At 63.1% G+C, this 13,024-nt stretch carries 23 protein-coding genes; all 23 read right to left on the reverse strand.

Annotation, left to right across the window (positions count from 1 at the left end):
* Nucleotides 1-173: 173 nt before the first annotated feature.
* The gene (gene secY / locus KME82_RS18505) at nt 174-1,547 is read right to left on the reverse strand and encodes a preprotein translocase subunit SecY (protein ID WP_215495352.1); all 1,374 of its coding nucleotides are present in this window, start codon (nt 1,545-1,547) and stop codon (nt 174-176) included.
* A 7-nt stretch (nt 1,548-1,554) separates the two neighbouring features.
* Nucleotides 1,555-1,992 (reverse strand): 50S ribosomal protein L15, encoded by a 438-nt coding sequence (gene rplO, locus KME82_RS18510; protein WP_036111758.1) that lies wholly within the window; start codon nt 1,990-1,992, stop codon nt 1,555-1,557.
* A gap of 10 nt (nt 1,993-2,002) precedes the next feature.
* Nucleotides 2,003-2,209 carry a 50S ribosomal protein L30 gene (gene rpmD / locus KME82_RS18515; protein WP_056110763.1) on the reverse strand — a complete coding sequence of 69 codons (207 nt, stop codon included), beginning with the start codon at nt 2,207-2,209 and terminating at the stop codon, nt 2,003-2,005.
* Nucleotides 2,202-2,741 (reverse strand): 30S ribosomal protein S5, encoded by a 540-nt coding sequence (rpsE, locus tag KME82_RS18520; RefSeq protein WP_046657640.1) that lies wholly within the window; start codon nt 2,739-2,741, stop codon nt 2,202-2,204. Before rpsE ends, rpmD begins: the two co-directional genes overlap by 8 nt.
* 181 nt (nt 2,742-2,922) lie before the next feature.
* The gene (rplR, locus tag KME82_RS18525) at nt 2,923-3,276 is read right to left on the reverse strand and encodes a 50S ribosomal protein L18 (RefSeq protein WP_036111769.1); all 354 of its coding nucleotides are present in this window, start codon (nt 3,274-3,276) and stop codon (nt 2,923-2,925) included.
* A 66-nt stretch (nt 3,277-3,342) separates the two neighbouring features.
* Nucleotides 3,343-3,870, reverse strand: coding sequence for a 50S ribosomal protein L6 (rplF, locus tag KME82_RS18530; protein ID WP_036111772.1), 528 nt, complete (start codon nt 3,868-3,870; stop codon nt 3,343-3,345).
* 14 nt (nt 3,871-3,884) lie between these two features.
* The gene (gene rpsH, locus KME82_RS18535; RefSeq protein ID WP_036111776.1) at nt 3,885-4,283 is read right to left on the reverse strand and encodes a 30S ribosomal protein S8; all 399 of its coding nucleotides are present in this window, start codon (nt 4,281-4,283) and stop codon (nt 3,885-3,887) included.
* Nucleotides 4,284-4,428: 145 nt separating this feature from the next.
* Nucleotides 4,429-4,734 (reverse strand): 30S ribosomal protein S14, encoded by a 306-nt coding sequence (gene rpsN / locus KME82_RS18540; RefSeq protein WP_215495353.1) that lies wholly within the window; start codon nt 4,732-4,734, stop codon nt 4,429-4,431.
* Nucleotides 4,735-4,749: 15 nt separating this feature from the next.
* Nucleotides 4,750-5,292 (reverse strand): 50S ribosomal protein L5, encoded by a 543-nt coding sequence (gene rplE, locus KME82_RS18545; RefSeq protein WP_036111783.1) that lies wholly within the window; start codon nt 5,290-5,292, stop codon nt 4,750-4,752.
* Between the two features lie 11 nt (nt 5,293-5,303).
* Nucleotides 5,304-5,618 (reverse strand): 50S ribosomal protein L24, encoded by a 315-nt coding sequence (gene rplX, locus KME82_RS18550; protein ID WP_036111786.1) that lies wholly within the window; start codon nt 5,616-5,618, stop codon nt 5,304-5,306.
* Nucleotides 5,619-5,634: 16 nt separating this feature from the next.
* Nucleotides 5,635-6,003: a 50S ribosomal protein L14 gene (gene rplN / locus KME82_RS18555; protein ID WP_031373826.1), complete on the reverse strand. Its 369-nt coding sequence runs from the start codon at nt 6,001-6,003 to the stop codon at nt 5,635-5,637.
* A gap of 14 nt (nt 6,004-6,017) precedes the next feature.
* Nucleotides 6,018-6,287 carry a 30S ribosomal protein S17 gene (gene rpsQ / locus KME82_RS18560; protein WP_036111791.1) on the reverse strand — a complete coding sequence of 90 codons (270 nt, stop codon included), beginning with the start codon at nt 6,285-6,287 and terminating at the stop codon, nt 6,018-6,020.
* Between the two features lie 9 nt (nt 6,288-6,296).
* Entirely contained in the window at nt 6,297-6,482 is a 186-nt protein-coding gene (gene rpmC / locus KME82_RS18565; RefSeq protein ID WP_036111794.1) for a 50S ribosomal protein L29, read from the reverse strand.
* Complete coding sequence (gene rplP / locus KME82_RS18570; RefSeq protein WP_036111797.1) at nt 6,482-6,895, reverse strand: 50S ribosomal protein L16; 414 nt, start codon at nt 6,893-6,895, stop codon at nt 6,482-6,484. The genes rpmC and rplP overlap by 1 nt, the downstream gene beginning before the upstream one ends.
* Nucleotides 6,896-6,901: 6 nt before the next feature.
* Entirely contained in the window at nt 6,902-7,645 is a 744-nt protein-coding gene (gene rpsC, locus KME82_RS18575; RefSeq protein ID WP_036111800.1) for a 30S ribosomal protein S3, read from the reverse strand.
* Nucleotides 7,646-7,659: 14 nt separating this feature from the next.
* Entirely contained in the window at nt 7,660-7,995 is a 336-nt protein-coding gene (gene rplV, locus KME82_RS18580) for a 50S ribosomal protein L22 (RefSeq protein ID WP_036111801.1), read from the reverse strand.
* A gap of 10 nt (nt 7,996-8,005) precedes the next feature.
* Entirely contained in the window at nt 8,006-8,275 is a 270-nt protein-coding gene (rpsS, locus tag KME82_RS18585) for a 30S ribosomal protein S19 (protein ID WP_031373832.1), read from the reverse strand.
* A 6-nt stretch (nt 8,276-8,281) separates the two neighbouring features.
* On the reverse strand, nt 8,282-9,109 hold the full coding sequence (gene rplB / locus KME82_RS18590) for a 50S ribosomal protein L2 (protein ID WP_036111804.1): 828 nt from the start codon (nt 9,107-9,109) through the stop codon (nt 8,282-8,284).
* Between the two features lie 10 nt (nt 9,110-9,119).
* Nucleotides 9,120-9,416 (reverse strand): 50S ribosomal protein L23, encoded by a 297-nt coding sequence (rplW, locus tag KME82_RS18595; protein ID WP_036111808.1) that lies wholly within the window; start codon nt 9,414-9,416, stop codon nt 9,120-9,122.
* Entirely contained in the window at nt 9,413-10,018 is a 606-nt protein-coding gene (gene rplD / locus KME82_RS18600) for a 50S ribosomal protein L4 (protein WP_215495354.1), read from the reverse strand. The genes rplW and rplD overlap by 4 nt, the downstream gene beginning before the upstream one ends.
* Before the next feature lie 2 nt (nt 10,019-10,020).
* Nucleotides 10,021-10,677, reverse strand: a complete 657-nt coding sequence (gene rplC, locus KME82_RS18605) for a 50S ribosomal protein L3 (RefSeq protein ID WP_215495355.1) — start codon at nt 10,675-10,677, stop codon at nt 10,021-10,023.
* Nucleotides 10,678-10,687: 10 nt separating this feature from the next.
* Nucleotides 10,688-10,999, reverse strand: coding sequence for a 30S ribosomal protein S10 (rpsJ, locus tag KME82_RS18610; protein ID WP_027070119.1), 312 nt, complete (start codon nt 10,997-10,999; stop codon nt 10,688-10,690).
* Nucleotides 11,000-11,708: 709 nt separating this feature from the next.
* On the reverse strand, nt 11,709-12,899 hold the full coding sequence (gene tuf, locus KME82_RS18615) for an elongation factor Tu (RefSeq protein ID WP_046657641.1): 1,191 nt from the start codon (nt 12,897-12,899) through the stop codon (nt 11,709-11,711).
* Nucleotides 12,900-13,024 lie beyond the last annotated feature (125 nt).

Below are 13,024 nucleotides of genomic sequence, written 5' to 3' on the forward strand. Positions count from 1 at the left end.
ATTATATCTAGGTCTCGGGTTAATAGGAAGCCCCGCGGCACCCAAGGGCGCCACGGAACCACGGCATGGGGAGTGTGCCCATGCTCCGGCGACGAGTCTGAACTGGCTGAACAATGCGATGACCCGCCGTGCCCAGCCCCGCGCGCTACTCTGGCGCGCAGAACGGTCCTGACTCACCCGCGCGCGAGACCGCCGCGCGAGCCGCCCTTCAAGTTCGCTTTCTTCAACAGGCTCTCGTACTGATGCGACATCAGATGAGCCTGGATTTGAGCGATGAAATCCATGATCACGACCACCACGATCAACAGCGAGGTACCGCCGAAGTAGAACGAGGTGCCGAGCTGGGTCCGCATGACCTCCGGGAGGAGACACACGATCACCAGGTAAATTGCGCCGGCCGCGGTCAAGCGGGTCAGCACGCCGTCGACATAGTCCGCGGTGGCCTTGCCAGGGCGAATGCCCGGGATCAGCGCGCCCGACTTCTTGAGATTGTCGGCGGTTTCCTGCGAATTGAACACCAGCGCGGTGTAGAAGAACGCGAAACCGATGATCAGGCCGGCATACAGAATCATGTGGACCGGCTCGCCCGGGCTGAGCCACTGGCTCAGGCGCTGGAGGAAACCGGACACGCCGCTGCCGCTGTTGCCCTGGGCGAACCAGGTCGCGGCGGTGGCGGGGAACATCACGATGCTGGAGGCGAAGATCGCCGGGATCACGCCCGACATGTTGAGCTTCAACGGCAGGAACGACGCCTGATTCATGTAGGCGTTGCGACCGCCCTGGCGACGCGCGTAGTTGACCGTGATCCGACGCTGGCCGCGTTCGACGAACACCACCAGGTAGGTGAAGGCCACCACCAGACCGACGACCAGGATCGCCACGATCGGGCTCATGTCGCCGTTGCGGATCTGCTCGAACATGTGGATCACCGCGGCCGGAAGGCCGGCGACGATGCCCGCGAAGATGATCAGCGAAACGCCGTTGCCGACGCCGCGCTCGGTGATCTGCTCGCCCAGCCACATCAGGAACATGGTGCCCGCCGTCAAGGCGATCACCGCGGTCAGGATGAAGCCCATGCCCGGTGCGTACACCACCGGCGTGCCATCGGGCGCCAGGCTCGACTGCAGGCCGTTGGCGATGCCCCAGGCCTGGAAGATCGCCAGCGGAATCGCACCCATGCGCGACCATTGGTTGATCTTGCGACGGCCCGATTCGCCTTCCTTCTGGATGGCTTTCAGGCTCGGCACGATCTGCACCAGCAACTGCACGATGATGGACGCCGAGATGTACGGCATCACGTTCAGCGCGAACAGGCTGAAGCGGTGCAGAGCGCCACCGGAGAACATGTTGAACATGTCCACGATGGTGCCCTGCTTGGTCTCCATGAACTTGACCATCGCTTCCGGGTTGATACCCGGCACCGGGATGTAGCTGCCGATGCGATAGACGATCAACGCGCCGATGACGAACAGCAAACGCTGACGCAACTCGGTGAACTTACCGAGTCCGCCGCCGATTCCAGCCATTGCGTTGCCGCTGCGCGCCATTGAGCCCTTACTCCTCGACCTTGCCGCCGGCCGCTTCGACCGCGGCCTTCGCGCCGGCCGTGGCCAGCACGCCCTTGAGCACGAACTTCTTGGTCAGCTCGCCCTTTTTCACGATCTTGGCCTGCTTGGCGTTGCTCGGAACGAGCTTCGCGGCCTTGAGCGCGGCGAAATCGATCTCGCCGGCTTCCAGCTTGTCCAGCTGATACAGCAGGACTTCGGCCGTGTCGTTCTTCAGCTTGGAGCGGAAGCCGATCTTCGGCAGACGACGCTGCATGGGCATCTGGCCGCCTTCGAAACCGGCCTTGATCTTGCCCTTGCCCGAACGGGCGAACGAACCCTTGTGGCCGCGGCCCGCGGTCTTGCCCAGGCCCGAACCGATACCGCGACCGACGCGCTTGCGGTCTTCGCGGGCGCCGTCAGCCGGCTTGAGTGTATTGAGACGCATGATGTGCTCCTTAGCCCTCGACCTGAACCAGGTAGTGGACCGTATTGATCAGGCCACGAACCTGCGGGCTGTCTTTCAGCGTCCGCACGTCGTTGAGCTTGTTCAGGCCGAGCGCCTTCACCGACAGGCGGTGACGCGACTGACAGCCACGCAGACCCTTGACCAGGCGCACCGTGACGGTGCCGCCTTCGACGGGCGTGTTAGCAGCCTTAGCCATGATTGAGATCCTCCACCTTCTTGCCGCGCTTGGCCGCGATCTTGGCCGGCGAGTGCATGCCGGTCAGGCCCTTGAGCGTAGCGCGAACCAGGTTGATCGGGTTACGCGAACCGGTGGCCTTGGCCAACACGTTCTTCACGCCGACCGCTTCGAGCACGGCGCGCATCGCGCCGCCGGCGATCACGCCGGTACCTTCCGACGCCGGCTGCATGTACACATGCGCCGCGCCATGGCCCGACTTCACGGCATGCCACAAGGTGCCGCCGTTGAGGTCCACGTTGTTCATCGCCTTGCGGGCGTATTCCATCGACTTCTGGATCGCGACCGGCACTTCGCGCGCCTTGCCGTAGCCGAAGCCGACCTTGCCGTTGCCGTCACCGACCACCGTCAACGCGGTGAAGGTGAACTGGCGACCGCCCTTGACGGTCTTGCTGACGCGGTTGACCGCGATCAGCTTCTCGATCATGCCGTCGTCGATCTCTTCGCGGTTGCGATCACGGTCGCGGCCCCGCGGGGCTCTATCGTCTGCCATTTCGGTGTCTCGTTGATTAATGGGATTTGCGGCGTGGCCGCTTATGATTGTGAAGTGGTTCGGGTGCCGCACCGATGGCAGGAATCCACCATGGCGCCCGACGCGGCCCGCGTCGGCAGGTTGAAACGGTTGGTGCAGAAGGCGTGGAGACGAATCTCCACGCTTTCAAGTCCGCGAGGACTTAGAACTGCAGACCGCCTTCGCGAGCGGCATCGGCCAGCGCCTTGATGCGGCCGTGGTAGCGGTAGCCCGAGCGGTCGAACGCGACCTTCTCGATGCCCGCGGCCTTGGCGCGCTCGGCGATCATCTTGCCGACCTTGACGGCGGCTTCGGCGTTCTTGCCGTTCTTCAGGCCTTCCTTGACGTCGGCCTGCACGGTCGAGGCCGAAGCCAGGACCTTGGAGCCGTCGGCGGTGAAGACCTGGGCGTACAGGTGCTGACCGGTGCGCAGCACGGTCAGACGGGCGACGCCGAGGTTGCGGATGTGCGACCGGGTCGACTTGGCGCGGCGCAGACGAGCGATGTTCTTGTTCATGTTCTGATCTCCGAAAGCTGAAGGCTTGGTGTCGTGGGAGCCGGTGCGGGACCGGCGCCCTACCCGTTAGGCCTTCTTGGCTTCCTTGCGGATGATGACTTCGCCGGCGTACTTCACACCCTTGCCCTTGTAGGGCTCCGGCGGACGGAAACCGCGGATCTTGGCGGCAACTTCACCGACGCGCTGCTTGTCCGCGCCCTGGACCAGGATTTCGGTCTGGGTCGGGGTGGCGATGGTGATACCTTCCGGGGCCTTGAACAGGACCGGGTGGGAAAAGCCCAGGGCCAGGTTCAGGTCGGCGCCCTGCATCGAAGCGCGGTAACCGACGCCGACCAGCTCGAGCTTGCGCTCGAAGCCTTCGGACACGCCCTTCACCATGTTGGCGAGGATCGCGCGCAAGGTGCCGGTCAGCGGGATCAGCGCGGCGTCTTCGGTGGTGAACAGCGCTTCGCCGTTCTCGACCTTGAGGCTGATGGCGGCCGGCTTACCGATCGACAGGGTGCCCTTCGGGCCCTTGGCGGCGATCGAATCGGCCTGGATGTTGAGTTCGACGCCCTTCGGGAGAGCGATCGGCTTCTTGGCAACTCGGGACATGGTCGTTTACTCCCTTAAGCCACGAAGCACAGGACTTCACCGCCGACGCCCTGCTGGCGCGCCTGCGCATCGGTCATGATGCCCTTGGAGGTGGAGATGATCGCGATACCCAGGCCGCCGAGGACCTTCGGGATCGCGTCCTTGCCGCGGTACTGACGCAGGCCCGAGCGGGAGTAGCGCTGCAGGCGCTCGATCACCGGCTTGCCTTCGTAGTACTTCAGCGAAATTTCGAGTTCGGACTTGCCCGGACCGATTTCGGTCACGCGCGAATCCAGGATGTAACCCTCGTCCTTCAACACGGCGGCGATCGCCACCTTGATCTTGGAAGCGGGCATTTTCACCGTCTGCTTGCGCACAGCGGCCGCATTCTTGATGCGGACCAGCATGTCGGCGATGGGATCAGTCATGCTCATTGTGAGTCACCTATGAGTAGCACCGATATCCGCGGGATTGCGAATTTCAGTAGTAATTACAACGGGTTGCAGCACTTTCAATAACGCCGCCGCGGCCCGAAGGCCGCGGCGGTTGAACCGGGTAGCCGGCTATCGTACCAGAGATTTACCAGCTTGCCTTACGCAGGCCCGGCACATCGCCGCGCATGGTGGCTTCGCGCAGCTTGTTGCGGCCGAGGCCGAACTTGCTGTAGACGCCGCGCGAACGGCCGGTCAGGACGCAGCGGTTGCGCTGGCGGCTCGGCGAGGAGTCGCGCGGCAGCTTCTGCAGCTTGATGACCGCCTCGGCCTTCTCTTCGTACGACGAGTTGTCGCTGGAGATGATCTTCTTGAGCGCATCACGCTTGCCGGCGAACTTCTTCACCAGCTTGGTCCGCTTGATGTCGCGGTTGATCATGGAAGTCTTAGCCATTGTTCAATCCTAGACTCAGTTACGGAACGGGAAGCGGAAGGCTTCGAGCAGGGCCTTGGCCTCGGCATCGGTCTTCGCGGTCGTGGTGATCGCGATGTCCATGCCGCGCAGCGCGTCGACCTGGTCGAAATCGATTTCCGGGAAGATGATCTGTTCCTTGACGCCCATGTTGTAGTTGCCGCGGCCGTCGAACGAACGGCCCGAGACACCACGGAAGTCGCGCACGCGCGGCAACGAGATGTTGACCAGGCGGTCGAGGAACTCGTACATCTTGGCGCGGCGCAGGGTGACCTTGGCGCCGATCGGCCAGCCGTCGCGGATCTTGAACGAAGCCACCGACACGCGGGACTTGGTCACGATCGGCTTCTGGCCGGCGATCTTGGTCATGTCCGCAACGGCATTTTCCAGGATCTTCTTGTTGGTGGCCGCTTCGCCCACGCCCATGTTCAGGGTGATCTTGACGAGGCGCGGCACTTCCATCGGGTTCTTGTAGCCGAACTTTTCAGTCAGCACCGGAACCACTTCTTTCTTGTAGAACTCTTCCAGACGGGTGGTCATTTCAGCATTCCTCAGGCGTCAACCGCCTCACCACTGGAGCGGAACACACGCAGTTTGCGTCCATCCTCCAGTACCTTGAAACCGATGCGCTCGCCCTTGCCGGAGGCCGGGTTGAACAGCATGACGTTGGAAATGTGAATCGGCGCTTCGCGCTCGATCACGCCGCCGGGCTGGTTGGCCTGCGGATTCGGCTTGGTGTGGCGCTTGATGATGTTGATGTTCGACACGACGACCTTGTCGCCGAGCACGCGCACCACATCGCCCTTCTTGCCCTTGTCCTTGCCGGCAGTGACGATCACTTGATCGCCCTTCTTGATACGGTTCATGGTCTAGTTCCTCCGCTCAGAGCACTTCAGGCGCGAGCGAGACGATCTTCATGAACTTCTCCGAGCGAAGCTCGCGAGTCACGGGTCCGAAGATACGGGTGCCGATCGGCTCATGCTTGTTGTTGAGCAACACCGCAGCGTTGCCATCGAAGCGGATCAGCGAGCCGTCCGGACGGCGCACACCCTTGCGGGTGCGAACCACGACGGCGTCGTAGACGTCGCCCTTCTTGACCTTGCCACGCGGGATCGCGTCTTTCACGGTGACCTTGATGATGTCGCCAATGTGCGCGTAACGGCGCTTGGAGCCGCCGAGCACCTTGATGCACATCACTTCCTTGGCACCGGAGTTGTCGGCCACGCCGAGGTAGCTTTGCATCTGGATCATGGTTCAGCCTCCTCTTAAATGGCCGCGCGGCTGACGATTTCAACCACGCTCCAGTTCTTGGTCTTGGACATCGGAGCAATTTCCTTCACCCGCACGATGTCGCCTTCTTTGCAGGCGTTGTCGGCGTCGTGGGCGTGGAGCTTGGTCGAGCGACGGATGTACTTGCCGTACAGCGCGTGCTTGACCTGGCGCTCAACGAGCACGGTGACGGTCTTGTCCATCTTGTTGCTGACGACCCGGCCTTCAACCGTGCGCAGCGCCTTGTCTGTATTGTTGTCGGTCATGGCGGGTCCTTACTTCTTCTCGCCCAGCAGCATGTTCACGCGAGCAATCTCGCGCTTCACACGGCGGGCTTCATGGGTCTTTGCGAGCTGACCGGTGGCCTTCTGCATGCGCAGAGCGAAGCTCTCCTTGTGCAGATCGACCAGGTGGGCCTTGAGCTCGTCCGCCGACTTCTGGCGCAGTTGCTTGAGTTCCATTAGCGCACCGTCCGGGTAACGAAAGTGGTGGTCACCGAGAGCTTGGCGGCGGCCAGGCGGAACGCTTCACGCGCCACGTCTTCGGCCACGCCTTCAATCTCGTAAATCATGCGACCGGGCTGGATCTGGGCGACCCAGTACTCGACGTTGCCCTTACCGGAGCCCATTCGGACTTCGATCGGCTTCTTGGTGATCGGCTTGTCCGGGAACACGCGGATCCACATCTTGCCGCCGCGCTTGACGTAGCGGCTGATCGAGCGGCGGGCCGCTTCGATCTGGCGCGCGGTCAGCTGACCGTGCGCGGTCGCCTTGAGGCCGTATTCGCCGAAGCTAACGGCATTGCCGCTCCAGCTCAGGCCATCATTGCGGCCCTTGTGCACCTTGCGGTACTTGGTTCGCTTGGGTTGCAACATGATGGATTACCTCTGTTCGCGGGCAGGACGGCCCGGGCGGTCGTTACGATCACCGCGATCGCCGCGGTCACCACGATCGCTGCGCGGCGAATCGTCCTGCTTCTCTTGGCCGACCTGGGAGAAATCGAAGATCTCGCCCTTGTAGACCCATACCTTAATGCCGATGATGCCGTACGTCGTCTTGGCTTCAGCGAAGCCGTAATCGATGTCGGCGCGCAGCGTGTGCAGCGGCACGCGACCTTCGCGGTACCACTCCGAACGCGCGATTTCGGCGCCGTTGAGGCGGCCGGCGACGTTGACCTTGATGCCCAGGGCACCCAGGCGCATCGCGTTGCCGACCGCGCGCTTCATCGCGCGGCGGAACATGATGCGGCGCTCGAGCTGCTGCGCGATGGACTCGGCGACCAGCTGCGCGTCGAGTTCCGGCTTGCGGACCTCGGTCACGTTGATGTGCGCCGGAACGCCCATCAGGGTGCTAACTTCCTTACGCAGCTTCTCGATGTCCTCGCCGCGCTTGCCGATCACCACGCCCGGACGGGCGGTGTGGATCGTCACGCGGGCGTTGTTCGCCGGACGTTCGATGAAGATCTTGGAAATACCCGCTTGAGCAAGCTTCTTGCGGAGCATCTCGCGGACCTTCAGGTCGGCGGCGAGGTACTCGGCATACTGCTTCTTGCCGGCAAACCACTTGGAATTCCAGTCCTTGGAGATACCAAGGCGGATTCCGGTCGGATGAACTTTATGACCCATTGTCTGACTCCGCCTTACTTGCCGGCGCCCACAACCACAGTGATGTGGCTGGTGCGCTTGAGGATGCGGGTGCCGCGGCCTTTCGCACGAGCCATAAAGCGCTTCAGTGCGGGACCCTCGTCCACCATGATGGTCGTGACCTTGAGCTCGTCGATGTCAGCGCCCTGGTTGTTCTCGGCGTTGGCGATGGCGGACTCCACGACCTTGCGGATCAGTGCAGCTGCCTTCTTGTCCGAGAACTTCAGCAGGTTGACGGCGCGCTCGGCCGACAGACCGCGCACTTGGTCGGCGACCAGGCGGGCCTTCTGCGGGGAGATGCGCGCGGTGCGCAGGATGGCTTTCGCTTCCATGGTCATCTCCTTACTTACCCGACTTCTTGTCGCCGCCGTGACCCTTGAACGTACGGGTCAAAGCGAATTCGCCAAGCTTGTGGCCAACCATGTTCTCGTTGACCAGCACCGGGATGTGGTTCTTGCCGTTATGCACGGCGATGGTGAAACCCACCATTTCCGGCAGCACCATGGAGCGGCGCGACCAGGTCTTGATCGGCTTCTTGTTGTTGCCCGCGGTCTCCACCTTCTTGATGAGATGGTGGTCGACGAACGGACCCTTTTTGAGTGAACGTGCCATGGCCGATTAACCCCTGCGATCGCGCACGATGAATTGCGTGGTGCGCTTGTTCTTGCGCGTCTTGTAACCCTTGGTCGGAACACCCCAGGGGGTGACCGGATGCGGGTTGCCCTGGCCAGCCTTCGCCTCACCACCACCGTGCGGGTGGTCGACGGGGTTCATGGCGGCGCCGCGGACGGTCGGCTTGATACCGCGCCAGCGCTTGGCGCCGGCCTTGCCGAGCTTCTCGAGGCTGTGCTCGTCGTTGCCGACTTCGCCGATGGTCGCGCAGCAGTCGACCGGCACCTTGCGCATTTCGCCGGAGCGAAGACGCAGCGTGGCGTAACCCTGTTCGCGAGCGACCAGCTGCACGCCAGCGCCTGCGGCGCGGGCGAGCTGAGCGCCCTTGCCCGGCTTCATCTCGATGCAATGCACCGTGGAGCCGACCGGGATGTTGCTCAGCGGCAGCGTGTTGCCGACGCGGATCGGGGCGTCACGGCCCGCGATCACCTGATCGCCGTCCTTCAGGCCCTTCGGGGCGATGATGTAACGGCGCTCGCCATCGACGTAGCACAGCAGCGCGATGTGCGCGGTGCGGTTGGGATCGTATTCGATCCGCTCGACGCGGGCCGGAATGCCGACCTTGTCGCGCTTGAAGTCGATGATGCGGTAATGCTGCTTGTGGCCACCGCCGATGTGACGGGTGGTGATGCGGCCGTGGTGGTTACGACCGCCGCTCTTGCTCTGCTTTTCGACCAACGCCGCGTGCGGCGCGCCCTTGTGCAGGCCCGGGGTCACGACGCGAACCGCGTTGCGGCGGCCGGCGGACGTGGGCTTGAATGTCATCAATGCCATGGATCTTTCCTCAGGCCTTGGCCATCACGTCGATCGACTGGCCTTCGGCCAGCTTCACGTACGCCTTGCGCCAGTCGGCGCGACGGCCCATGCGGAACTTGAAGGCTTTGTTCTTGCCCTTCACGTTGACCACATTGACAGCCTCGACCTTGACGTCGAACAGCTTTTCCACGGCGACCTTGATGTCGGCCTTGGTAGCGTCCGTCGCGACTTCGAAGACGTATTGGTTGGAGACTTCCTGCAGACGGGCGGTCTTTTCGGACACGCGCGGCGCACGGATGATGCTGTAAAGCTTGGCGTCGTTCATGCCAGCCACTCCTCGATCTTCTTGACCGCATCGGCGGTGAACACGATCGAATCGGCGCCGACGAGGGCGACCGGATCGAGTCCCTGCACGTCGCGGACTTCCACGTAAGGCAGGTTGCGCGCCGAGAGGTACAGATTCTCGGAGGCTTCCTCGGTGACGAGCAGCGGACGACGGCCCATTTCCAAGGACTTGAGCATGGAGATCATGCCCGAGGTCTTCGGCGAGTCGATGTCGAGCTTTTCGACGACGGTGATACGGCCCTGGCGGTTGAGTTCCGACAGGATCGACGCGATCGCCGCGCGGTACATCTTGCGGTTCACCTTCTGGGCGAAGCTGCGCGGCTTGGCCGCGAAGGTCACGCCGCCGCCGACGAAGATCGGAGCCGTCAGCGCGCCATGACGCGCACCGCCGCCCTTCTGCTTCTTCGACTTCTTGGTGGTGCCGTTGACTTCCGAACGCGTCTTCTGCGCCTTGGTGCCGGCGCGACCCGCGTTGCGGTAGGCCACGACCACCTGGTGAATCAGGTCTTCGCTGAATTCGCGATCGAAGATGGCGTCGGAGACCGACAGCTTCTTGTCGCTACCGTTGATGGCAAGTTCCATCGTTATGCTCCCTTGCTCGACGGGCGGACGATCACGTCACCGCCCGGAGCGCCCGGCACGGCGCCCTTGATCGCGATCAGGCCGCGCTCGGCGTCGACCTTGACCACTTCCAGGCCCTGCGTGCTCTGCTGAACCGAACCCATGTGGCCGGACATCTTCTTGCCCGGGAAAACGCGGCCCGGCGTCTGGCGCTGGCCGATAGAACCCGGCGAACGGTGCGACAGCGAGTTACCGTGCGTCGCGTCGCCCATCTTGAAGTTCCAGCGCTTGATCGTGCCCTGGAAGCCCTTGCCCTTGGTGATGCCCTGGACGTCGACGATCTGGCCCACTTCGAAGATGTCGGCCTTGATCTCGCCGCCGACTTCGAACGCACCGATCTTGTCGTCTTCCACGCGCAGTTCCCACAAGCCACGACCGGCTTCGACCTTCGCCTTGGCGAGGTGTCCGGCTTCGGGCTTGTTGACGAGCGCCGCGCGGCGCACGCCGACGGTCACCTGCACGGCGCTGTAGCCGTCGGTATCCGTGGTCTTGATCTGGGTAATACGGTTCGGGGTCGCCTCGATCAGGGTCACCGGAACCGACTTGCCGTCTTCAGTGAAGAAGCGGCTCATGCCGGCCTTGCGACCGACGATGCCCAACGAATATTTCTTCGCGGTCATAGTGGTGGCCTCAGGTCAGCTTGATCTGCACGTCGACGCCAGCCGCGAGTTCGAGCTTCATCAGCGCGTCCACGGTCTTGTCGTTCGGGTCGACGATATCGAGCACACGCTTGTGCGTGCGGGTTTCGTACTGGTCACGCGCGTCTTTGTCGACGTGCGGGGACACCAGGATGGTGTAACGCTCGATCTTGGTCGGCAGCGGGATCGGGCCGCGCACTTGCGCGCCGGTCCGCTTAGCCGTCTCGACGATCTCGCTGGCCGAACGGTCGATCAAACGATGATCGTACGCCTTCAGCCGAATCCGGATCTTTTGGTCCGCCATGACGGAATTCCTTGGTTGAAAGAGCGACGGGACGGCTTCTGGGTGCGCCGACCCCACGAAATGCAAACACTCCAGGGCAACACCCTCGCCCCGGAGCTTCCTTGCCTGGAAAAGCTAAGGCGGCCCGGTCACCCGGTCCGCCCAGACGGAATAGAACGCAGGAAGGGCCCCATCAGCGTTCTTTGGATGCCCTTGCGGGCCCAGAACGTATGGAGCGCTGCCGTGCGACATGTCCCTGTCTGGCGAATACGAGGGGCGTCCTGCTCCTCATTTCGCTGGTTGCGCCGCCCCGGCGTGAACAGGGGTGGCACAGTGGTCGCGCATTCTACATGCACCTTGGAGAAGAGTGCAAGCATTCGACCTTGGACGGCCGAAGCGCCCCTGCCCTGTCCATCCGGGCGGGGTTTGACTACCGGTTTTCCCAACCGTGGCCACGGGGCTGCGGTTGGGAAAACCGGCGACGGCTGGGCCGTCGCGGGTTTCTTGAAACGGACGGCGATCCTGGGATTGCCGCCTTGAAACATGAAGCTGGAGCTGAAGATCCGTCGCCACCGACTTTCGACCCCGGCCATCGCGCATAGCGCGATGGCGTTCGGCGCCACGCGACATGCGCTTCAACGCATGTCGCAAGCGGTGTCGCCTCACCCCGCTTTCGCGGGAATGACGATTTGACAAAGCCGGGCGCGCAAAGCCCGCCCGGGTCAAATCGTCACTTGATGATCTTCGCCACCACGCCGGCGCCGACGGTGCGGCCGCCTTCGCGGATCGCGAAGCGCAGGCCTTCGTCCATCGCCACCGGGTTGATCAGCGTGACCACCATCTTCACGTTGTCGCCCGGCATCACCATCTCGACGCCTTCCGGCAGCTCGCAAGCGCCGGTGATGTCGGTGGTGCGGAAGTAGAACTGCGGACGGTAGCCCTTGAAGAACGGGGTGTGACGGCCGCCTTCGTCCTTCGACAGCACATACACTTCGGCTTCGAAGTCGGTGTGCGGCTTGATCGAACCGGGCTTGCACAGCACCTGGCCGCGCTCCACGTCGTCACGCTTGGTGCCGCGCAGCAACAGACCGGCGTTGTCGCCCGCCTGACCCTGGTCCAGCAGCTTGCGGAACATTTCAACGCCGGTGACGGTCGTCTTCTGGGTCGCGCGGATACCGACGATTTCGATTTCGTCGCCGACCTTGATGATGCCGCGCTCGATACGGCCGGTCACCACGGTGCCGCGGCCCGAGATCGAGAACACGTCTTCCACCGGCATCAGGAACGGCTTGTCGACGTCACGTTCCGGCTGCGGAATGAAGGTGTCCAGCGCTTCGACCAGGCGCAGGATCGACGGCACGCCGATTTCGCTCTGGTCGCCTTCCAGCGCCAGACGCGCCGAACCGTGGATGATCGGGGTGTCGTCGCCCGGGAAGTCGTACTTGGTCAGCAGCTCGCGCACTTCCATCTCGACCAGCTCGAGCAGCTCGGCGTCGTCCACCATGTCGGCCTTGTTCAGGAACACGACGATGTACGGCACGCCGACCTGACGCGACAGCAGGATGTGCTCGCGGGTCTGCGGCATCGGGCCGTCAGCGGCCGAGCACACCAGGATCGCGCCGTCCATCTGCGCCGCACCGGTGATCATGTTCTTCACGTAGTCGGCGTGGCCCGGGCAATCGACGTGCGCGTAGTGACGCGAAGCCGATTCGTATTCCACGTGCGCCGTCGAGATCGTGATGCCGCGCGCCTTCTCTTCCGGCGCCGCGTCGATCGCGTCGTACGCCTTGAACTCGCCACCAAAACGCTCGGCGCCCACCTTGGTCAGCGCGGCCGTCAGCGTGGTCTTGCCATGGTCGACGTGACCGATGGTGCCGACGTTGACGTGCGGCTTGGTGCGCTCGAATTTACCCTTAGCCATGTTATCTCTCTCAAATGTTCTGTGATTCGTGAATCGGGATTGGGGATTGGCGATCAACGGCCGCCCAATCCCTTACTAATGTGTCGTGCTCGATCAGGTCCGCGGCGAGGTCCGGGAGCAGGTGG

Origin of the sequence: Lysobacter capsici, from assembly GCF_018732085.1 — a bacterium.
GTDB lineage: Bacteria > Pseudomonadota > Gammaproteobacteria > Xanthomonadales > Xanthomonadaceae > Lysobacter > Lysobacter capsici_A.